The organism is Treponema sp. Marseille-Q3903 (assembly GCF_014334335.1).
Taxonomy (GTDB): Bacteria; Spirochaetota; Spirochaetia; order Treponematales; family Treponemataceae; genus Treponema_D.
The window spans coordinates 1,273,120-1,294,111 of sequence record NZ_JACSEU010000001.1; the positions used below are offsets into that span (position 1 = coordinate 1,273,120).

Below are 20,992 nucleotides of genomic sequence, written 5' to 3' on the forward strand. Positions count from 1 at the left end.
TCACTTTTTTTAGTTATTTATTTTCTAAAATTTTTATGTATCGATTTTTCCCGATATTGATTTCGCCTGAATATCTTCCCGACTCACTGAAAATTGTGTAAAAATACTCGGAAACTTGCCGCAAACCGAAATTTTCATTTTCGTACTTTGCCCTGAATTCAAGAATTTCGTCTGTCAGTTTTTTTTCTTCTTCGCCGACAGATGCCGGATCATCTGAATACATGAACTGGCTTCCGAACAAAGTGTTTATTCCAGCAATCACAAACTTTTCTTCTTTTGTGAGCGAACATTTTTTGCTGCGGATAAATACGACATCGGGGTCATTTGCAAAAATTGTTTTATCCCACATAGCGTGTCCCAGAGTGTCTTTTAGGTTCAGGTAAGCTTCGTTGCGGCCGTTCCACCCAATCAGCCGTGCCGATCTATTTTTCCAGTGTTCATAAGTGTCGCAGCCGATCCTCGAAAGCGGAAGATATTTAAAAGAGAGTTCAAAAGGAGCTCCGCACCCCAGATAGTAGACATTTTTGCCGTCTTTTGTCGTTTTTTTGCATGTGATTTTCTTCAATGCGTTGTCATATATTTTGTAACTTGGAGATTTATTTGTATAATTGCCAAAAAGCATTCCGCTGTAAAGAAAGTCGAGCTTTATGTAACGAAATCCCCATTCATCTATTATTTTGTCCATCAAATTGACTAGGTGTTCAAGAACGTCGTCTCGGCTCAAATCCAGACAGTAAAAAGTCCCATCAGAGCCCCAAAGCGGATTGTATCCTGCATCAACAAGTTCTCCTTTTGAATCGCGCAAAAGCCATTGAGGGTGTTTTTCAGCAGTTTTGCTTCGTGAATCTATTATAAAAGGAGCGCACCAGATGCCCGGAATGTAATTTTTACTTTCGATTTTTTCTGCAAGATATTTTAATCCTGATGGAAATCTGTCGTCGCGCGAATCCCAATCTCCGAGAGACTGTTCCCAACCGTCATCAATCTGAAAAATTAAAGAGCTGTACGCGCCTTTTGAGATGATATTTTCGGTCTCTTTAAGCGCCGTCAAATCGTCTTCAATCAATTTCTGATTTATATTTGAGTAGTGATTGTACCAGCTTTCCCAGCCGCCGAAATTGTTTCCGAGCGATTTAATCTGCTCAAAGTGATTTTTGCCGAAAGCTGTGCCGAGTTTTTCCTTGCATTCAAAATATGAATTCGCCGTAAAAATTTCGATTTCCGCAGTTATATCATTTTTTTTCCAGTCAGCGTCTTTGTCGCATATTTCAATGCTGATTTTGTTTTCTTTTCTATTAAAAATAAACTGTACGGGCGGGAGCGCTTTGTCTTTATTTCCAACTGATGCAAAAACTGCGTAGAAATTATTCCAGCGAAGGTAAGTTACAAACTGCCCAGTCACAATATTTTTTGAGCATTTTGTTTCAGATTCAGGAAAAACAAGATATTTATTCCAGCCTTTTATAAAGCGGCACTTCAACGAAAGCTGTTTTTTATCGGGCATGATTTCATATCCTGGATTCCAGCTTTGCCATCCTCCGATATTTATAAAAGCATCTGAAAGTTTGACCTTATCTCCAATTATATCTTTTAGCTCAATGATGTCGACAATTGAATTTGATAAAGCTTTATAATCATGATGTGCAAAATAGCGTTTCATTTGAGCCTCAGAACACGTCCGCCAAAAAGTGACTGGCTTTTGAGACAGCCTCCAGGAACTATTGTTGATGTGATAGTGTTACTATCATACTCATAATACCACACTATTACTGATTGTCAACGAAAATATATAAATTTAACATACCTACGCTATTCCGCATACTTGGCTAGGATTTTCTCAATCTTGGGACGCGCTTCCATAAACAGCTCCACAACAACAGGATCAAAATGCGTTCCAGACTCTTCCTCATATGATGCGAAAAGCGTCCTCCTTATCCATGGGCTTTTTGTAGCAGCGAGTGGAGACAAGGGCGTCAAAAACGTCAGCCACAGCCATGATCCGAGCGGAAAGTGGAATTTCTTCCGCCGCATGCTGATACGGATAGCCCCGTCCGTCCCAGCGTTCATGGTGACTTGTCGCGATTTCAGAGGCGATTTTTACATAGTTTTTGTTTTCAGCGATTCCTACTATCTCCTCGATTATGCGCCTTCCCTCTGTTGTGTGCAGTTTCATCTGGTCGAATTCCTCATCGGTCAGTTTTCCGGGCTTTTTAAGAATGCTGTCAGGCACCACAATTTTTCCTATATCGTGCATTGGGGCGGCGCTTTTGATAAGCTCGATGTACTGTTCGTCAATAATTCCGCGCCAAAGCCCATTTTCGTAAGCCTTCCTTGCGATTATCTCGACATAGGCGCTTGTCCTTAAAATATGGCTTCCAGTGTCTCCGTCCCGATTCTCGACAAGGCTCGCAAGGCTGTTGATTATCTGGTTCTGGAGAGAGACCAGCTTTTCGTTCTTTTTTTGGATTTCCCTTGTCTTTTCTTCAACCTGGAATTGTAGATTCTGCTCCGTGTGCCAGACTATGTAGGCGAATATGAATACGGCTAGGCATATTACAGAGCAGGAAAAAGACACGTTCAGAACTTTGAGAACAAACAACACTCTTTCTGAAATCTCATATCTTGGAGTAAAATAATGGCGAATCGTCTCAAGAAAGATGAAACCTATAGTGGAGATTATGCTGTAAAAGGCCGCGAGGGCAAAATGCCTGTCGAAAGTTATGAATGGCAGAATCCCCATCAACATTATGAAAAAGTGGAACGAGGCGTCTCCGCCAAGAAAATAGTCTGCAAGAATCTGATGGATAACAACTTCCACATAGGCAAACGCAAATGGAATCACAAATGTCTTTTTGCGAAATACGATTATTTGAAGAATTCCAAAAAGCGCGACGCTGAATATATTAAAATAAAACAAGGGGCGTACATTTAGACGAAGGAACAAAAAAAGCATTGAAATATGGTAAATCAATGAAAACGTAATTGAAAAAATCGCCACCACCTTTGCATGCTTGAGATTAAGTATGCCGGCTTTGACTGTATCGAGTCGATTCATAAAAAATCCTATTTAATATAAAATGCTCAAATTTTGTGGAAGACATCTGTGAGTATATCACAAAATTCAAAACTTTTGCTATTTTTGTTTTTAAAATTAATTTGTTTTGCCGAGCTGCCCACAAGCTCCGCCAATCTTTCTTCCGCGTTTTTGTCTGAGAGTTACGTTGATTCCCGCTTGTTCAAGTTTTTTGACAAAGTTGTGAACCTCGTTATTTGAAGGTTCCTCAAACGGCAAAATCGAAACAGGATTCCATGGAATTAAATTTACATTTACGTCGATGCCGCGTGCAAAGTCTATCATGTTTTTTGCGCTTTTTTCATCTGTATTTTTTTGATGAAGGAGTGCTGCTTCAAGCGTCACACGTTTTCCCGATTTTTTAACATAATAATCTATCGCTTTTCGCAATGCTAAAAGGCTGTTTTCTTTGCTGCGGGCAACAGGCATTAGTTCTTTTCTCAATTCTTCGTTTGCAGTTGTAAGGGAGACTGCAAGCCTTATATGCGGACCGTTATCTGCCAAATCGTATATGCCTTCTACGATTCCACATGTCGACAATGTTATTCGTTTTGATGAAAGAGCCCTGCCATCTTTGCTGCATAAAACTTCAATAGCTTTACGTATTGCACCGAGGTTATGCATCGGTTCTCCCATTCCCATAAAAACAATGTTGTCAAGCTTGCCAGCCGCTTCTTCCAGATACATAAATTCTTCTACTATTTCGCTGGCATCAAGGTTTCGTGAAAGCCCAAGTGTTCCCGTCATGCAAAACGCGCATCTCATTGCACATCCTGCCTGACAAGATACACAGGCTGTCTTACGCCCTTCGCGGTCAGTAAGTAAGACAGTCTCAACAGCGTTTCCATCTTTCAATGCAATTTGTAATTTGATTGTTCCGTCAGGATCTTTTAATACGTTGCTTACGGAAGAGGAGCGTATCATTGACTTTTCTTTTAATTCTTCCCGAATTGACACGCTTAAATTTGTCATTTTATCAAAATCTTTTACGCCGGCTCCAATCCATTTAAAAATCTGCAAGCCACGGAATTTTTGTTGCAGTTCAAGTTTTTCCGTGATTTCAGATGGGAGTAAACCGGATAAAATTATTTTTTCCATAAGGAAGATTATTTAACTTATGTTTATTTTGTCAAGAGCGCTCTTTACTGCGATGTTCCTGTTGTCAAAACGGAGATAATCGCTTAATAGTTTTACAGCATCCTGCTTTCTGTTCATCGCAACATAGCATTCCGAAAGATCTATATAGAGGCGTGAATTTTTAGAATCGTTTCTGATAAGGTTTTCAAAACGAGTAGCGGCTTCTTCAAGTTCGCCTTCATCTTTGCATATCAGTGCAAGTCCGATTGCTGCATAAATATCGAATTCAATATCGAGAGCCTTGTTGTAATAAAATTTTGCTTCTTTAAAATTCCCTGTAGCTCTGTATGCATCTCCTGCGCGTGTAAGGATGACTTTGTTTTTTGGATCACTTTCGAGAATTTTATTCCAATAAGTAATAGACTTTAGCGGCTGACTCATTCCCCGGTAACAGTCTGCAAGTCCGAACAACGCATAAAAATTAGTCGGGTCGCGTTCCAATGCAATTTCAAAGAATTTTGTGCCTTCTTCAAAAGTCTTTAGCTTACGGTGACAGTTGCCAATTGCAGTCAGCACGCGGATATCAACATCTTTATCTTTATTTAATTCGTATATGCGCGTCCAGTAATAAAGAGCTTCTTTATATTCTTTAAAATCATAGTTTAAATGTCCAAGTCCAATAAGTGCGTATGCGTTGTCTTTTTCCATTTCCAGAACTTTGAGATACAGCTCTTTAGATTTTCGAAAATCATGAATTTTACGATATGCGTCAGCGACACGTGTGATTACTGTGATGTTTTTGTCATCGTGGACAAGGTATTGTTGCCAAATATCGATTGCTTTTGGAAACTGATTTAGTGCTTTATAACAGTCTGCAAGACCGAAAAGTGCATAGTTGTTTGAAGGGTAGAACTCAAGGCATTTTCTATAATAACTGATTGCCTCATTGAAATGATTTTGTTTTCTTTCCGTATCGCCTAGTCCTACAAGAGCGTAATTGTTGTTTTCGTCTATTGTAAGAATTTCGTTGAAAGCTGTTTTTGCGCCTTCTATATCATTTTCTTTTATAAGTTGATAGCCTTTTTTTGATAAGTCAGATATTTTATTTACCAATTCATCTGCTTTATTCTCTGCCGCTGCTGGTTCAAAATTTTCAGGAAACATCATATCGTCATTCTGATTCAATTGCTCCATTTTTACTTCTCCCAAAATAAAAGTGTAGTTTATTTTAATAAACTGGAGATTACAGCTGCTATAGTCTTGTAAATTGGTTCAGAATCTCTCTTGTTGTGTGCTAAATAATAGGCTTTGAGGGCTTTCAGGCTTTCATTTTTTTTCATGTAATAATCTCCAACTCGAGTCAACCCATCGGAATATCCTGTTGTGATGAATATTCGTCTGGCATCTTCTACATTGCCGTTATTAAACATTATGTTAGCCTTGCGGTTTAGAATAACCTTCTGTTCGGAGTTTAATCCTTGGACAGGATTGTCAGTGACTTTAATAAAGCCATCTGGAATCGATTGGTGCTTGACTGTTTCAGTAAATTTTTTTTCTAAACTTTTTCTATCATTCATAACATTTATTTTATAAACTTATTAATGAGATTATATCATGGTTTTACAAATTGTCAAAACCAAGTTTTTTATCATAAAGTTTTCTGCAAACCAATTTGATATGTGTTCTCAGAAAATCAAAATGCTGTATCGAAAATTAATGCCTCTGCATATACGTTATAATTTATTCGCTATAAGTATAGAAATCTACGATTGAACGACCGTAAATTCTTTTATCTGTCCTAGTAAGATTGCCGATTTTATCGGGCATGAAGTGTTCTTCCGGTCTGTGCACAATGATTGTTCCGGTTTTATTCAAAAGCTTGTTTTTATCTGCCTGCTCAATAATCTGTTCATGAAACTTATAAGGAAAAGGTGGATCAAAAAAAATATAATCAAAAGAGCGCCTGCATCGTTTTATGTAATATTCTACAGGCATAAAATGGCATTTAATTTTTACTCCGCATTCCTGTTCTGCAATTCGAACATTTTCTAAAATCGTATTGACTTTAATTTTATCTTTTTCACAAAGCTCAACATCTTCCGCATTTCTTGATACAGCTTCGAGCGCAATTGTACCTGACCCAGAAAAAAGGTCTAGCCATGATTTACCGGTCAAGTCACCCAAAATCGAAAAAACCGATTCTCTCATCCTGTCCATAGCAGGCCTTATCACTCCGTCCGGGCACTTGATAATTCTTCCTTTTAATTTTCCGCCGGTGATTCTCATGTTTAATTTATTATCCTTGTGCTGTAAAAAGTGTTGTAAAAGTTATTTTCTGTTTAATTCCCAGAAATATTTATCGCGTGTAAGGTTGTTATTTAATTTTGCATAGTCAAACGCTGTTTTGCCTTCTGTCGAGCGAAGCTGTGCATTTGCATTGTTTTCCAAAAGCATCTTTATGATATTTGTAGAATTTCCATACAAAGCGGCATACATCAAAGGAGTCTTCCCTTCATAAAAATTGTTCAAAGGGATTGAACGTTCGATATAAACTGCAAGTTTTTCAGCCAGAAGGTATTCATTGATGTGATATTCAGTCAAAAGCATGACAAGGGAACGGAGCACTTCTTTTTCTGAAATTGAATAATAATCTAAGATTTTTTTTAGAATTTCAGGGTTGTTGTTGTAACAAGCTGCAAGTAAGAGCGGAGATGTATCATAATTGTTCGATATTTTTACTTTTGCTCCGGCGTTTAAAAGAAGTTGAACGCAGTCCATGTTTTCTTGATATCTCAATGCGTACATAAGTGCCGTCCAACCGTCTTTGTCCTGTATATTGACTTTTGCCCCTGATTTTAAAAGCTGCTTTATCTGCCAGTCGTTTCCGAGTTTTGCGGCTTTCATAAGAAGTGTTCTTCCCATAAAATCTGTCGCATCAGGATTTTTTATAAGTGAATCTGTATATTTCCCTTCTGTCGGAAGAGAAGGTGTGTCGGGCACAATATAATCTTGCAGGTATTCTTTTTCATATCTCGATGAAGAGGCTTTTGCAGAATTTTCAAGAGCCTTTTGAAATTCCATTTCTTTTTTTAGCCGTTCTTGCTCGAGTTTTTCCGCTTCTTGTTGCGCTATTGCTTTTTCATCTATTTCAGGTTCAGGCTCAGGTTCTTTTCCGCTCTCGGTTTTATCTATAGGAGATTCAGGAGATTCCAAAGTGTCAGAAGATTTTTGTTCATCTTGCGTTATTTCTTTTTCATCAGGAAAAATTTCTGATTTGGTTTCTACAATTTTTATTTTTTTGCGTTTTGCCTTTGCTTCCGCTTTCGATTCATTTGTGGTGTTTGTTGTCTCAGCTACGCGTGTAAAATAGAGATGGCACTTATCCGTTTTTTCAGTAATGCTATGTTTTGTGTTTGATAATTTAAGATAAAATGAGCGTTCTGAATCTCTATCGAGAATAAAAGATATTGTCCCTTCAAACGGTACTTTTGCTTCAATATCATCTTCAACAAAAACTTTATCTGAATCGCTCAGTTTAATATTTTTTTTCTTATCCCAAACTGTTGCTGTCAACGGCGATAACTTTTTTTTTGCATATCCGGAATAGTGAAAAATAACTTTGTCGCCGGCTTTCGGCATATCTTTTTTTACATATTTTGTAAAATTTGCATGAGCTTCAAAATTTCTTGACGAATTATTAATGTTTAAATACACTTTTTCTTCCGAATCGTATAAATCAAAGTGATAAATACGTGGATGAACATATTTTATATAAACATCGTTTTTGCCAGATTGCGCAAAAAGTGGGAGAGCAATAAAAATCGATTCAAAAGCTAAAAAAAATGACAAAAATATTTTTTTTGCTGTGCCAATAAACATAAGAAAAATTATAATATAATAAGTAAAATCTAACAAGTGAGAATTGACTTAAGGTCTTATTTTAAGTATAGTGTGAGAACACCCCTTGGGAATCTCTCGTGATTCTCTTTATCCATAAGGAGGAATAACTTCTAACTCTTTGTTTTATACAAAGATGATGTTGTTATCTTACAGTTAATCGTCGTTGACTGATGATTGTATTTATGTTCCTCCGAAAGATTCTGCTAGTCAGGATCATAATTTGAGGAGATACTTATGAAAAAGTATGAACTTATGGCTATTTATCCGCTCGATGATGAAAAGTCAAAAAAAGGTGCTGAAGATGTAAAGGCAACTTTGGCAAACTTTGGTGCAGAAATCGAAGAAGAAAAAGCATTCGGTGATCGCGATCTTACTTACGAAATCAAAAAACAGAAAAAAGGACGTTTCGTTCTTTACACAATGAAACTCAATCCTTCAAAGATTGTTGAAATTGATAAAGAATTCAAAATCAACGCAAATCTTTTAAAATATCAGTTTGTTAGACTTGATACAAAAGAATCTAAATAGTTTTAGATTTTTCTAATCGGTTTGATTTAGAATTATAAGGAGGTGTGGTAAAAATTACTTCCATGCAATTTTCACCACAAAAGTTTATTTCGCGCGTCGCGCACAGTAAACTTTGATACATCGCCTCCTGTGCTGCCGCTAATGCGGAATTTTTATAGGAGATTTTAATGACAGATTTGAATCATGTAGTTTTAATTGGTCGTCTCACTCAGGATCTCGGTTCTGATGAAAGGAATTTCGGTTATGTTGGAAATGGCCAGGCAAGAGCTAATGTGAGCATAGCTGTCAATAGAAGCCGAAAAAACGGTGACCAGTGGGTCGATGAAGTGAATTACTTCAATGTGACAATCTGGGGCAAAACCGCTGAAAATCTTAAACCGTATCTTACAAAAGGAAAACAAATCTGTGTTGAAGGGCATTTGAAACAAGATCGTTGGGAAAAAGATGGTCAGAAGCAGAGCAAGGTAACAATTGTTGCTGATAACGTTCAGCTTCTTGGCGGTCGCGGAGATAATAACAGTCAATCGACTGGGGGTGCTCCAAAATTCCAAGCGATAAACAATAACGCAAATCAAAATACAGGTTTTTCAAACAATTATCAGTCGGAACCTTACGGTGATACTGGTAGTGATTTCCCGGAAGATATCCCATTCTAAATAAAACAAAACTAAAGAGTAAAGAGGTAATTTATGTCTGAAGAAAATACACAGGAATTCGAAGAAAAACAGCCACAAGAGATAACAATGTCTGACACTTCTGCATCAGAAGGTCGTGAAGAAGATCGCGATGCCCGTGCAAAAGGAAAAACATATTTCCGTAAAAAGGTATGTCGTTTCTGCGCTAACAAAGTAAAGATCGATTATAAAGATGCAGATGCACTGCGACGTTATATGACAGAACGCGGTAAGATTTTGCCACGCCGTATCACAGGCACTTGTGCAAAACATCAGCGTGAAGTTGCAAGAGCAATTAAACGCGCACGTTCAATCAGCCTTTTGCCGTTTGTCGCTGATTAATTTTAAACTTTATGTCAGTTCTCATACTCCGAGACCTGAACAAATATATTTACAGGAGCTTGTAAAATGAAAGTAATTCTTAATGTAGATGTAAAATCACTTGGTGAAGAAGGCGATGTAAAAAACGTTGCTAACGGTTATGCACGCAATTTTCTTCTTCCACGTAACTTGGCTGTACCTTACAATGAAGCAACAGTAGCATTTTTTGAAAGCCGAAAAGCTGAAATTGAAGCACGCAAGGAACAGAAGAGAAAAGATTCTGCCAGCTTAAAGGAAAAACTTGAAGCATCGGCAATTGAACTCAATATGCCGGCTGCAGCTAACGGAAAACTTTATGCATCTGTTACAGCACACGTTGTTGCCGAGGCAATTGCAAAACTTGGATTCGAAATCGAACGCAAACGCATCGAAATTCCGGGAAGCGTTATTAAATCTGTCGGTAACTATAAAGCTACAATCCATCTTTATGAAGCTCAGACAGCAGAAGTTCACATAGCCGTAAAGGCGCAGGCTGTTGAAGGTTCTGCTCCAGCTGAAGAAAAGAAAGAATCTAAAGTAGCTAAAGAAGTTAAAGAATCTAAAGAATCTAAAGATGTTATAGAATCTGAAGAAGAGAAAAACGAAGTCCCGGCAGAAAAATCTGAATAATTAAAATTGCTAATTTTCAGATTGAAAGTCTGGATTTTATAAAGAGTCAGTAATACAATATGTAAACTGACTCTTTTTTTTTCTCTGGAGGAAAAGAAATGGATGCAAATTTAACAGACAAGGTACCACCTCACAGCGAAGAAGCTGAGCAAGCAGTTCTGGGAGCTCTTTTAATCAACTGGGGGGCAATGGCTGATGTAGTTTCTTCTCTTAAACCTGATAGATTTTATTCGCTTCAAAATCAAGTTATTTTTGATGCTATGCTAAAACTTTATGCAAAAAATGCAACCGGTGATACAATTTCTTTAATCAACGAATTGACAGTTGAGAATAAACTTGAACAAGCTGGAGGAGTTGCATACATCGCCTCGCTGACAGATACAGTCCCTTCGGCTGCCAACATAGATTACTATGCAAAAATGGTGCTTGACCGGGCAGCACGGCGTGACCTCATAAAAATTTCGGCTGAGATGAAAGCTTCCGCTTTTGAGTTGCAGAAAAACAGCGAAGCTCTGCTTGATGCTGCTGAACAAAAAATTTTTGCTTTGGCAGAAAGAAATGAAACTACTCAGATTTACGAAGCAAAAGATATGATGATTAAAGAAATCGAAATCATCGATGCGCGTTACAAAAGCAAAAATCAGTTTACAGGCATTCCTTCAGGGTTTGCAAAACTTGATACATATACATCAGGCTTCCAAAAATCTGAACTTATAATAATTGGAGCAAGACCTTCTATCGGTAAAACAGCGTTTGCTCTTTCGATGATGCAAAATATCGCATGTGAAAGAAAAATTCCTTGCGGATTTTTTTCTTTGGAAATGTCATATGAATCAATCGGTATGCGCCTTTTGGCTCAGGAAGCACGTGTCCCAATGCAAAAGATACGTTCCGGCTTGATGAAATTAGATGATGTAAAGCGTATTCAGGATTCTGCGGGACGCTGGTTTGAAGCACCGTTGTACACAGTAGACACTCCAAATATGCGATTGCTTGATTTAAGAGCGATGGCTAGGCGCATGGTGATGAACCACAAAGTTGAAATCATATTTATTGACTATATCGGTCTCATAACAACTGAAAATCCAAATGCCGCTGTCTTTGAACAGGTTTCCGAAATATCAAAATCTCTGAAAGCTTTAGCGCGGGAGCTTTCAATTCCAATCGTGGCACTGTGTCAGGTAGCCCGTGATGCTGAAGGCCAGGAACCGAACCTTGCTCAACTACGCGGTTCCGGGTCTATCGAACAAGATGCCGATGTTGTAATGTTTTTGCACCGCGATCGTTTGAAAGAAGAAGTGGCTGCACAAGATTCAAAGATAATTCTTGCAAAACAGAGAAACGGTGCTACAGGCGATATTCCAATCATGTTTTTGCCGGCGTACAGCAGGTTCGAAAACAAGGCTGAAGAATAAAAAAAAACGGTTCTTTAGACTAAAGTCAAAAGAACCGTTTTCACTCAACAAAAAATGTTTATTTCCCTGTAATCTCTTTCAAATCGTTTTTCTTCAAAATTTTTAGTTTTCCGTCTGAGCCTGTTACAACAATTCCGGCATCTGTGATTGTAACCGGTGTGGCAGACTTTACTTTAGTTTCTGACTTTAATTTAAGTGAAAGATCGCTGCCAAATTTTGCAAGATAGAAAGAACCGTTATCTTCAGTTACACAATAGAACGAGCCTCCATCCTGAATTAAAACGGAGTCAGCTGCGATATAGTTCTCGCTTTCTGCTGATATTTCCATCGTATCTATCGAAATTGTAACGAGTTTTACAGCTCCTTTTCCTTTGTTTTCGCCGGCAATTGCAATGTAACTGTCACCGCTTTTGTAAATCGTCCTGCTTCTGATAACTGAAACAGGAGAATTTTTGACAATTTGACCGTTTGCAGAATTGAATTTTACAAGTCTGGAGAGCATTTCTTTTTCATCTGTTAGAATAATTCCATAGTTAGTATTCATGTTAGCTTGTTCGGCTTCTTTCTTTTGAATTTCCTGCTGGTCTTTTGCAATCTCTTTGCGTTCTGAAAGTGCTTCAGACTGTTTTTTGTCAACAGCAGCCTGCTGTTCTTTTGCTTCTTGTTTAGCGTCTTCTGTTTTTTGCTTTTGTTCTTCCAGCTTTTGTTCCTGTTTTTCAGCAGCTTTTTGTTTTTGTTCTGCCTGATTTTTTGCTTCTTTTGCTTCTGTTTGAGCTTTTTTGTTGTCAGGCTCTTTATCAGCTATATTCTGTTTTTCATCGGCAGTTTTTTTTGCTTCGGCAGCTTCTTTTTTTGCTTCCGCAGTTTTCTGTTTTTCTTTTTCTAATTTTTTCTGTTCTTCAGCAGCTGTTTTTTGTGCTGTTTGAGCTTTCGCTTCAGCGTTATCTGCTTCTCGTTCTTTGATGTCGACCATTCCTTTTCGGCTTTCGATATTTTTATCATCATCTTCTTTCATAGAAGTGATAACTTTTGTATCGCTGATAACAGATGTGTCTACAGTTGAGAGACCGCCGTTTTTTACGTCGAATAAAGGAATTACAATTTGAGATTTTCCAGGCCAGTCTTTATAGTTTACAGAAAGACCACAATTATCTTTTGTAAGATTTTTTGTGACAATTTCTTTGTATTTTGACTGGAAGATATCTAATTTTCCGCGGTAAACAGCGTTGTAAACTGTGATAAAAACCGAAAGTGTATCGGCGTCTTTCTCGCTGTACCCATAAGCCGCTTTTAAATATGCTGAAATAATCCTTCGAAGATTATCGATGTGGTCAACTGTAGCGTCTTCGCCAATGAAAATGATATCGGCGTCGAGTTTTTCTTTTACAGAATTGTCGACTGCGTGAATCACGTAATATTTTGAAGATTTTGGAGTCGATAGAGAAGATGAAAGTTGCCCGGCAACTGCATTTCCCATAGAAGAGCCGATCCCTTTGATTGCCTCAATTGAATCTATAACTTTGTGAGGCCCTGTGTAGTTGATAAATTCAATTGTTGTCTCATTTCCTGCAGAATTCAATTCAGATCTATCTACTTCAAGTGCAAATACATTTGCAGAGATCAACAAAAACGCTGTAAATAAACATTTAATTTTTTTCATTTTTCCGCCTTATTTCAGGACTGCTAAAAAAATCGGTTTGAGCAGTTTCCATAAAATCTACAATCAACTTTTTGGATTAGGGTTTAATTTTACCATAATGTTTTATTTTTTTCCATTTCTTTTAAAATAAAATGTTTCGGTGCGAAATCTGAACATTCTGTGATAGCTATTGTATTGATTTTTGTTTACAGTTTCATATTTTTATAGTCCAAGCGTCATTATTCTTTTCATTGTATCACTTGCGTAGTTTCGAGTTGAAAAATTGTAAGAGGAGTTCATAAATCGCTTTAATATCGCTTTTCCTTTTGTGTTATATGCAGGTCGTCCCATAAACTTGCAAATTAAAAACACAGTGTTGCATACATCTTTTACAAATGGCTCTTCCTGTGGCTTAATTTTTTGTGCGCGTATTTCAAGAGCGTCGAGCAGATTTGCATCGGGATCGTATCCGCTTTGATTTTTTAAAATAGAACGGCAGTAAGTGACGTTATCGCTTTTTTTGATGATGTATGCTGCAATCTTTTGAGTATCATCGTTGTTGAAAAGAGAGAGTTGAACAAGAATCGAGTTTAATCCGCTTTCATCTTTTTGGAAAATCGATTTTTGTTTTTTTGCTCCGGAATCTGATGAACTTATATCTAGAGAATACAATTTACACACAGACATAATCTGTGAAAGATATTCCATTTCTTTCTCTGCATAATGACCGTTTTTAAGCATCTCTATTCTGGAAAATGACGTGAGCTCATTGTAAAAAGTGTCTCCAAAATAAAAACCGAATTCGTTCGTGTCGATTTTTACAAAATCACTGTATATGATTCCGCTTTTATTTTTTTGTTTTGCTGAACTTAGAGTCTTGTTTTTGGAATCCAAGTTTTTTCCTGTTTGATTTATTAAATACGAATTAACACTCCAGTTTTTGTTGCAAAAAACAATGTGGTTGCTTCCGATGTATGAAAGATAGTCAAAAGTCGGCTTTCCATGTTTTGAGTCAGGCATTTTTGCTGACCACAACAAGTTTCCACCCGGATTGTAAAGACAGGCAATATTCTCGTCGCATATAAAAAGCCCTGATTCCGTATATGTCGATTTTATTATTTTTTTTCCGTTTATTCCTTTTATCTTTATGCTGTTTTCTATATCGCCATTTTCACTGATTTTGTAGACATTCACACCGTCTTCTGCCGCATCTGTATATAAAAATTTGCTTCCGTCTTCTGAAACAACAAAATCTCCTGATGTAGATTTCCTTGAAATCACCCATCTGTTTTTTGAAAAACCGCCTTCCAGAGAAAATAGACCTGCATTTCCGTCTTCAAAAATCAAAAGAATGCCGTTATTGCATGTGTAACTTTTTTTTACTGTACCGGAAAACGTTATTTCTTCGAGATATTCTCCGTACGGAGATATGCGCAGCCCTTTTGTAATAGTATTGTTTTTATTTTCATCGAGAAACGTCACAACAGAACCGTCAGGAAGTTCTTGGAGAGAGATAGCTTTTTGTTCTGGAGTTTCAATTTCCCACTTGCAAAGTCCGGTGATTGAATAGCACACAATTTTATTTTTGCTGTTTAGAAAAAAACGTCCGTCCCTGCCTGCTAAAGGATGTCCTATCGGTAAAAAATCAAGTTTTTTGCTCCAGACAGCAGTTCCGCTTGGATTAAACAGTTTCATCTCAGTGTTGTCTTCAAGAAACAGAATAAAATCTCCGGGAATGCTAGAAATAGATACATTTTTCGACTTTCCTGCTTGTTTTTCCCAGAGCAGAGTACCTTTGTCTGTGTATCCCATAAGATTTTTTGCATCTGTTGCAATAGCAAACCCATAAGATGTTATTGCAGGCTCGCATATTACGTTGCCGGGAATTACAACCGACCATGAAGTGTTATAAGAAGACAACTTTTCTTGTGCAAAAATGTATGAAAATATCGACATAAAGAGAATAGTTGTAAATGTTTTTTTTATAAGTCTGTTCATTTTACGGTATTTACCATTATTTCAACTGGAATATTGCAAGGCTTTCAATATGGCTCGTATTCGGATAAAAATCTAGAAGATAAATTTGTTTTAATTCATAACCCGATTTTATCAAGCGTGTACAATCGCGTGCGTTAGTTGCGGGATCGCATGAAAGCAAGACAATATGCGGAATTCCTGATTTACAAAGATAGTCGCAAACTTCTTTTTCCATTCCTGAACGAGGTGGGTCGATTACGCATGCGTCAAATTTATTGCAGTATTGTGCGCACGTTTTTACCCAGTTTGCACCGCTTAGTCCATAGCTAACGTGTTTTTTTCCAGCAAGATTTTTTTCAGCATAGACAACAGCATCGCGGTTGTGTTCAACAATCATCACATTTTTGTATTTGTCGGCTAAAAAAGCGGAGATTGAGCCGCAGCCGGCGTACATGTCGAGAACATTTTCTCCTCCGGGAAGATATTCCGCAATCAGCTTCACGACCTTTTCAAAAACAAAAATGTTTGACTGAAAAAATCCGCGTATGTCAAAGCAAAGCCTTTTGCCTGCAAACTCAACTTCAATTGTGTTTTCAGGCGATTCTACAGTTCCCGAAAAATAGTGGTTTTCTCTAAATTTTTTCTGTGATTTTGCTTTTTTGGCGAGTTTATTGTAGCCTGAATTCCGGCAGCTTTTTTTATCGGAAAATTCCGAATAAATTTTGATGCTCCCAGCATATGTGATTTCTTTTTGACTTTGTGCAACAGCAAATTCGCTTCCAAAAAGATGGCATCTTCCGCGTGGGCGCTCAAACGGCGGTGTTTTTGAAAGATAATCGTTGACAGGCTTTTCTGCACAAAGGCATTTATCGACAGGAATTACAACATTGGAACGCTTTTGAGAAAGTCCTCCATCGTTTAGCTGAAAGCGGGCACGGTAATTGTAATCAGGGCCGTAAACGATTTTTGTGATTTTTGAAATATCTATCCCGTTTTGAAAAAAAACATCTGTCAGCATCTGCTTTCGCAGTTCTCGCTGCTTTTGAGGTTTTATGTGCATCATATTGCACCCACCGCATTTACCATAATATCTGCAAGGCGGTGTTATTCTGTCTTTTGACGGTTTTATTATTTTTTTGATTTCTGCAAAATCGTAGTCTTTTTTTGAATCTGTAATTTCTATTTCGAGAGTTTCGCCGGGCATCGTATAAGGAACAAATACGTTTTTTCCATCAATTTTTCCTAAGGAATTTCCCCCGATAACTATTTTATCTGTTATAATTGTCATCAATAGAAATGTACCAAAAGTCAATATTTTTAACAATGCGTAAAATCCTGCTTGTTTTGATGAACTGAAAGCCGCATATTTTGCACAATATTACATCTTACACAAAATTAAGGAGGTGTGATAAAAAGTGTCGTCTGAAATATCGCCGATACTTTTTATTTCGAGTTTGCCTGGATGTTTGCAGAAGACGTGTATACGTGTCGTTTCGATAAAAATCAAATGAATACGATTCGCTTTATTTTGCAAACTCGATTATTGAACGTGTGCGCTCTTGCGCACGGCTAAAAACTTTTTCGGAAATTGCTATTTCCTGCAAAAGTTTTTATGGGAGCTTAAAATGTATAAACAAAAATTTCTGAAAATCAGTGATGGTATGGAAATCGCTATAAGCAGATGGTATCCAGACGAGAAAGTTGGCGAAAATGGCGAAAAAATTGACAATGTAAAAGGTGTTGTTCAGCTTCATCATGGGCTTGCAGAGCATTCTTTGAGATATGATAGGCTCGGCTCAATCCTTGCTGAAAACGGCTGGGTATTGAACGCATACGACATGAGGGGGCATGGACGCACTGCCGAAAATGCTGAAAAAAATAAAACAGGTCTTTTCGGTAAACTCTCCGATAAAAACGGCTTTGATAGAGTTGTAGACGACCTCGAAGAAGTCATCGCAGATGTAAAAAAAGAATACAGCGGGAAAAAAATAATTCTCTTGGGGCATTCATTCGGCTCTTTTGTATCTCAAGGATTTATAGAAAGATATGGCAGGGAAATTGACGGATGTATTCTATCAGGAACAGCAGGTCCTCGTCGTGCTCTTGTTGCAGCCGGGTTATTTGTTGCAAAGCTTATAACTTTTTTTAATGGGAAAAACACTGTTTCTCCGATTTTAGATAAAATTGCATTTGGAAATTATAACGCACGCATAGAAAACCCCAGAACAAAATATGACTGGTTATCAAAAGATGAAACTAATGTCAGCATGTACATGATGGACAAGTGGTGCGGAATAGACCTTAAAAACTCATTTTACTGCGATATGCTGAGCGGTTTAAAACAGATTCATAAAATCTCTAACATAAAAAAAATCCCTGTGGAACTTCCGCTGTTGTTGTTTTATGGAAGCGATGATCCAGTCGGAGATTACGGTAAAACTGTAAAAGCTTTGTACAACATATATAAAGCAAATGGAATAAAAAAAGTTGATATCATAGAATATCAGGGAAACCGTCACGAATCGTTGAACGAAAAAAACAAAGAAATCGTAGAAAAAGATATAATTTCATGGATTCATTTAATTTCAATTTAATTTCGATGTAACTTGACTTAAACTCGAGATTTAGAATATTATTCAAAATAGTGTTATTCAGATATGGTACTGATAGTCATGGCAGGCTGATTAAAAAAGCCGTAGTTTATACTCAGAATGAACATTCGATATCAATCAAAAACATAGATCCTGATGCACTCCAAATAATCAACAGACTTAGAGATGCCGGTTACGCAGCTTATATCGTTGGTGGTGCTGTCAGAGATTTAATAGTCGGAAACAAACCAAAAGATTTTGATATTGTCACTGATGCCACACCGTCTAAGATTAAAAAGATATTTAGAAATTCTCGCATAATCGGAAGAAGATTTCGCCTTGTCCACGTTGTATTCGGTTCAAAGATTTTTGAAGTCAGCACATTCCGCTCGAATGCTGAAGGTTCTGTAGGAAACGTGTTCGGAACGATTGAAGAAGATGTTCAACGCCGTGATTTTACGATGAATGCGCTTTATTATGATCCTGTTCAGCAGCAGGTGATCGATTATGTTGGCGGTATGCGGGATATAAAAAAACATATTCTTCGCCCTGTGATAGCGATTGACCGCATTTTCGTTGAAGACCCTGTGCGAATGCTTCGCGCAATCAAATATTCGGCGACAACACACGCAAAAATGTCTCATCAGCTTCGCCATAAAATCAGAAATTCTGCAAATCTGCTAGGTCAAGTTTCTCCGTCTCGGATTACAGAAGAATTGCTCAAGATTCTGAACAGTTCATGTATATATGAAATAGTTCAGGAAGCTCTCGATACCGATTTATACATTTATTTGCAGCCGTCTGCAGCATGTCTTATATATGACAGTAAAGATTTTGAACGAAAATATATGGAAAGCATAAGGCAGCTCGGCGAATTGAATAAAATCGACCCTGATGCTCGACTCGGAAAAAAACTTTTGTTTATAATTAAAGATTTTGTCAAAACACTTACAGATTGGGATAAAGAAGTCAAAGGAAAGACTGCGTACTCAGAGCTTTATGCGAGAACGTGGGCTGAATGCAGAAACTTTGTGTTGCCGATGAATCCTGTCAGACGAGAATTGGAATTTTCGGTGAAAGCCGCAATCGGGCAGTGCGGTGTAAAATCACACAGCAAAAAATAAAAATTTAGTTTTTTGAGTCGGGCTTTGAAATTTTATCGATTATTATGCTGACTTCTTCTATTAAGATTCCTGTGAAAGATTCTATTTTGTCGATTATATATTGCTGGAGTCTGTGAATTTTTCCCGTCAGCTGCGTGCCAAACGGAACATCGATTGTCACCAAAAGCCTGTAACCGCGCTGGTCTGTTTTAATCGAAATTTTCTTTACTTTTACGTCCGGGTCACATTCTGCAACGCAGTGCATAACCATCTGTGTCAATGCTGCTTCCGAGATTTTTATTCTGCCTTTTTTAGAAAATTCAGGCTGCACGATAGATTTTTCTATCATTTTGCCATTTATGTTTTTGTTTTTATTAAAGAGTTTACTTTTTGAGAAAAAGTCTCGCATTGAAGTCGAAAAAATCTGAGGATAATTTTTTTTCACTTCGATCGAAGGGACAGGAATCACGTGTTTTCCTTCAACCTGGCGAGATTTTATTGCTTTTTCAATTTCTTCTTTAGTTGCGATGTCTTCGATCTTTATGATTTTTTGCGGCTGCGGAAGCTGAAGCCTCATCGCAATCTTCATCACCATTTTTTCCGAAGTTCCGATCAGCATGATTTTTTTTATATGAGTTTTTCGAAGCACTTTTGCAACTGAGTCGCGGTGTTCCTTGTCGTCAAAAAGGGCAACTCTGACAGCGCCCATATATGTTTTTTCCCGTTTTGCCGAACGCCCTGCGACAATCTTATCATCTTGTATCAAAAGTCCGTCATCAATTATCGCGTGAATTCCGTATTTTTCGGCTAATTGTTTTGAGCGAAAAGATTTACCGGTGCCGCTTTCTCCGACAAGTGCATAAACTTGGATATTCTTAAAAAAATAAAATATATCTGAAAAATTTTGCTTCATTTCTAAAAATTATACATTAGTTTTTTTAATCCCACAATAAGATAAAATATCGGTAAAATCGTTTGAAATAGATATTCTTATCTGTGACGGAATCCCGAGCTTGTTTTCAGGAAAAGTTAACTCTGTAGCTTGAAGATAAAAATCCTGCTTTGCTTTTATTTTTTTTCCGCCGTACGCAGTGTCTCCAAGGAGTGGATGATTGTGCAACGAGCACTGGGAACGAATCTGATGTTTTCTGCCGGTTCCAATTGTTATCTCTGCAAGCGTTACAAAAGTTTTTTCAAAGCTGCCGATGCAAACAGGTTTTATAAATGTCTGTGCTTTTTTCGCATTTTCCGATTTAATACCTTCTTCCTTGCCGTCTGAAAAACTTGCTTGAACTTTATGAAAACCTGATATTTTTGTTTTCGATTCTTCGTTTTTTGAAATAAAATCACACCATTCTTGATTTTCAAAAACTTTTCCTTGAACAAGCGCGTGATATTTTTTCCCGATTGTGTGATTTTTTATATTTTCTGAAAACCATCTCGCTCCTGCAAGGCTTGTTGAAAAAACGATGAGCCCTGTAGTCTTTCTGTCTATTCTGTGAAGCGGGCCAGGTGTAAAAGAAAGAGAGTTGTCTGAATTGTCTTTTATATTATTTTTCCAATATTCTACGACTGCTTTATCAAGGGAATATTTTTCTCCATGAATAATCACATCGTACGGTTTATTTAAAATTAAGATATGTTCGTTTTCGAAAACGATAAGTTTTGAAATATCTGTTTGAACTGTGATTTTGTCATTTTGTGAAGACACCTGAAAATTATAATATTTTTCACATTTGTGATGATTTTGCAGATTTTTGTTCAAGGCAGGTGTTTTTCCATCAGATGTCTTTTCATGCTCAGATAAAAATAAAAAAGACGCTATCGAAATATCATCGCCGGAGATAACTCTGTAATCCGGTCTGCTTTTTTTATCATTTACTTTTATCAAAGATTTCCTGATCAGTTTATACAATTGTGAAAGCGGCACATTATCTAAAAATCGTTTTAATATTTTGTCGAGCCTGCGTCCGTCGTCATCTTCTCCCACAGCAAAATGCTTGAAGTCCATAATATTAATATAAG

The 20,992-nt window shown here is 37.3% G+C and carries 19 protein-coding genes; 7 read left to right on the plus strand and 12 right to left on the minus strand.

Translation table 11 applies throughout. The annotated features are described in order from the left end of the window. Nucleotides 1-13: 13 nt before the first annotated feature. The 7 genes from H9I37_RS05750 to H9I37_RS05780 form a co-directional block, all read right to left on the minus strand. Nucleotides 14-1,660: a glycoside hydrolase family 36 protein gene (locus H9I37_RS05750; RefSeq protein ID WP_187381502.1), complete on the minus strand. Its 1,647-nt coding sequence runs from the start codon at nt 1,658-1,660 to the stop codon at nt 14-16. A gap of 246 nt (nt 1,661-1,906) precedes the next feature. After that, nucleotides 1,907-3,055 (minus strand): HD-GYP domain-containing protein, encoded by a 1,149-nt coding sequence (locus H9I37_RS05755; RefSeq protein WP_187381503.1) that lies wholly within the window; start codon nt 3,053-3,055, stop codon nt 1,907-1,909. Between the two features lie 96 nt (nt 3,056-3,151). Next, nucleotides 3,152-4,171: a dual-specificity RNA methyltransferase RlmN gene (gene rlmN, locus H9I37_RS05760; RefSeq protein ID WP_187381504.1), complete on the minus strand. Its 1,020-nt coding sequence runs from the start codon at nt 4,169-4,171 to the stop codon at nt 3,152-3,154. 12 nt (nt 4,172-4,183) lie between these two features. Then, nucleotides 4,184-5,317, minus strand: a complete 1,134-nt coding sequence (locus H9I37_RS05765) for a tetratricopeptide repeat protein (RefSeq protein ID WP_486389521.1) — start codon at nt 5,315-5,317, stop codon at nt 4,184-4,186. 56 nt (nt 5,318-5,373) lie between these two features. Next, nucleotides 5,374-5,727, minus strand: a complete 354-nt coding sequence (locus H9I37_RS05770) for a hypothetical protein (protein ID WP_187381505.1) — start codon at nt 5,725-5,727, stop codon at nt 5,374-5,376. A 163-nt stretch (nt 5,728-5,890) separates the two neighbouring features. Next, the gene (gene rsmD, locus H9I37_RS05775; protein WP_187381506.1) at nt 5,891-6,436 is read right to left on the minus strand and encodes a 16S rRNA (guanine(966)-N(2))-methyltransferase RsmD; all 546 of its coding nucleotides are present in this window, start codon (nt 6,434-6,436) and stop codon (nt 5,891-5,893) included. Nucleotides 6,437-6,478: 42 nt separating this feature from the next. Further along, nucleotides 6,479-8,029, minus strand: a complete 1,551-nt coding sequence (locus H9I37_RS05780) for an ankyrin repeat domain-containing protein (RefSeq protein ID WP_187381507.1) — start codon at nt 8,027-8,029, stop codon at nt 6,479-6,481. Between the two features lie 255 nt (nt 8,030-8,284). Here H9I37_RS05780 and rpsF point away from each other — a divergent pair, with 255 nt between their 5' ends. From rpsF to dnaB, 5 genes are all read left to right on the plus strand, one after another. Then, entirely contained in the window at nt 8,285-8,578 is a 294-nt protein-coding gene (gene rpsF, locus H9I37_RS05785) for a 30S ribosomal protein S6 (protein ID WP_187381508.1), read from the plus strand. 167 nt (nt 8,579-8,745) lie between these two features. Next, a complete protein-coding gene (locus H9I37_RS05790; protein ID WP_187381509.1) occupies nt 8,746-9,234 on the plus strand; it encodes a single-stranded DNA-binding protein in 489 nt (162 codons plus the stop codon). A 33-nt stretch (nt 9,235-9,267) separates the two neighbouring features. Beyond that, nucleotides 9,268-9,594 (plus strand): 30S ribosomal protein S18, encoded by a 327-nt coding sequence (gene rpsR / locus H9I37_RS05795; protein ID WP_187381510.1) that lies wholly within the window; start codon nt 9,268-9,270, stop codon nt 9,592-9,594. Nucleotides 9,595-9,660: 66 nt separating this feature from the next. After that, nucleotides 9,661-10,242: a 50S ribosomal protein L9 gene (gene rplI, locus H9I37_RS05800; RefSeq protein WP_187381511.1), complete on the plus strand. Its 582-nt coding sequence runs from the start codon at nt 9,661-9,663 to the stop codon at nt 10,240-10,242. Nucleotides 10,243-10,340: 98 nt separating this feature from the next. Continuing rightward, complete coding sequence (dnaB, locus tag H9I37_RS05805; protein WP_187381512.1) at nt 10,341-11,657, plus strand: replicative DNA helicase; 1,317 nt, start codon at nt 10,341-10,343, stop codon at nt 11,655-11,657. Between the two features lie 58 nt (nt 11,658-11,715). On the opposite strand, the gene H9I37_RS05810 is transcribed toward dnaB, so the two are convergent. From H9I37_RS05810 to rlmD, 3 genes are all read right to left on the minus strand, one after another. Next, complete coding sequence (locus H9I37_RS05810) at nt 11,716-13,317, minus strand: P83/100 family protein (RefSeq protein ID WP_187381513.1); 1,602 nt, start codon at nt 13,315-13,317, stop codon at nt 11,716-11,718. 201 nt (nt 13,318-13,518) lie between these two features. After that, the gene (locus tag H9I37_RS05815; protein WP_187381514.1) at nt 13,519-15,294 is read right to left on the minus strand and encodes a hypothetical protein; all 1,776 of its coding nucleotides are present in this window, start codon (nt 15,292-15,294) and stop codon (nt 13,519-13,521) included. Nucleotides 15,295-15,310: 16 nt separating this feature from the next. After that, a complete protein-coding gene (gene rlmD / locus H9I37_RS05820) occupies nt 15,311-16,561 on the minus strand; it encodes a 23S rRNA (uracil(1939)-C(5))-methyltransferase RlmD (protein ID WP_187381515.1) in 1,251 nt (416 codons plus the stop codon). A gap of 337 nt (nt 16,562-16,898) precedes the next feature. On the opposite strand from rlmD, the gene H9I37_RS05825 reads away from it, so the two are divergent. Both H9I37_RS05825 and pcnB read left to right on the plus strand, forming a co-directional pair. Further along, a complete protein-coding gene (locus H9I37_RS05825; RefSeq protein ID WP_222864184.1) occupies nt 16,899-17,867 on the plus strand; it encodes an alpha/beta fold hydrolase in 969 nt (322 codons plus the stop codon). Nucleotides 17,868-17,917: 50 nt separating this feature from the next. After that, a complete protein-coding gene (gene pcnB / locus H9I37_RS05830; RefSeq protein WP_187381516.1) occupies nt 17,918-18,988 on the plus strand; it encodes a polynucleotide adenylyltransferase PcnB in 1,071 nt (356 codons plus the stop codon). A 4-nt stretch (nt 18,989-18,992) separates the two neighbouring features. Here pcnB and H9I37_RS05835 read toward each other — a convergent pair whose 3' ends face one another. Continuing rightward, on the minus strand, nt 18,993-19,880 hold the full coding sequence (locus H9I37_RS05835) for a hypothetical protein (RefSeq protein ID WP_187381517.1): 888 nt from the start codon (nt 19,878-19,880) through the stop codon (nt 18,993-18,995). Between the two features lie 9 nt (nt 19,881-19,889). Next, nucleotides 19,890-20,978, minus strand: a complete 1,089-nt coding sequence (locus H9I37_RS05840; RefSeq protein WP_187381518.1) for an RluA family pseudouridine synthase — start codon at nt 20,976-20,978, stop codon at nt 19,890-19,892. Between the last annotated feature and the right edge of the window lie 14 nt (nt 20,979-20,992).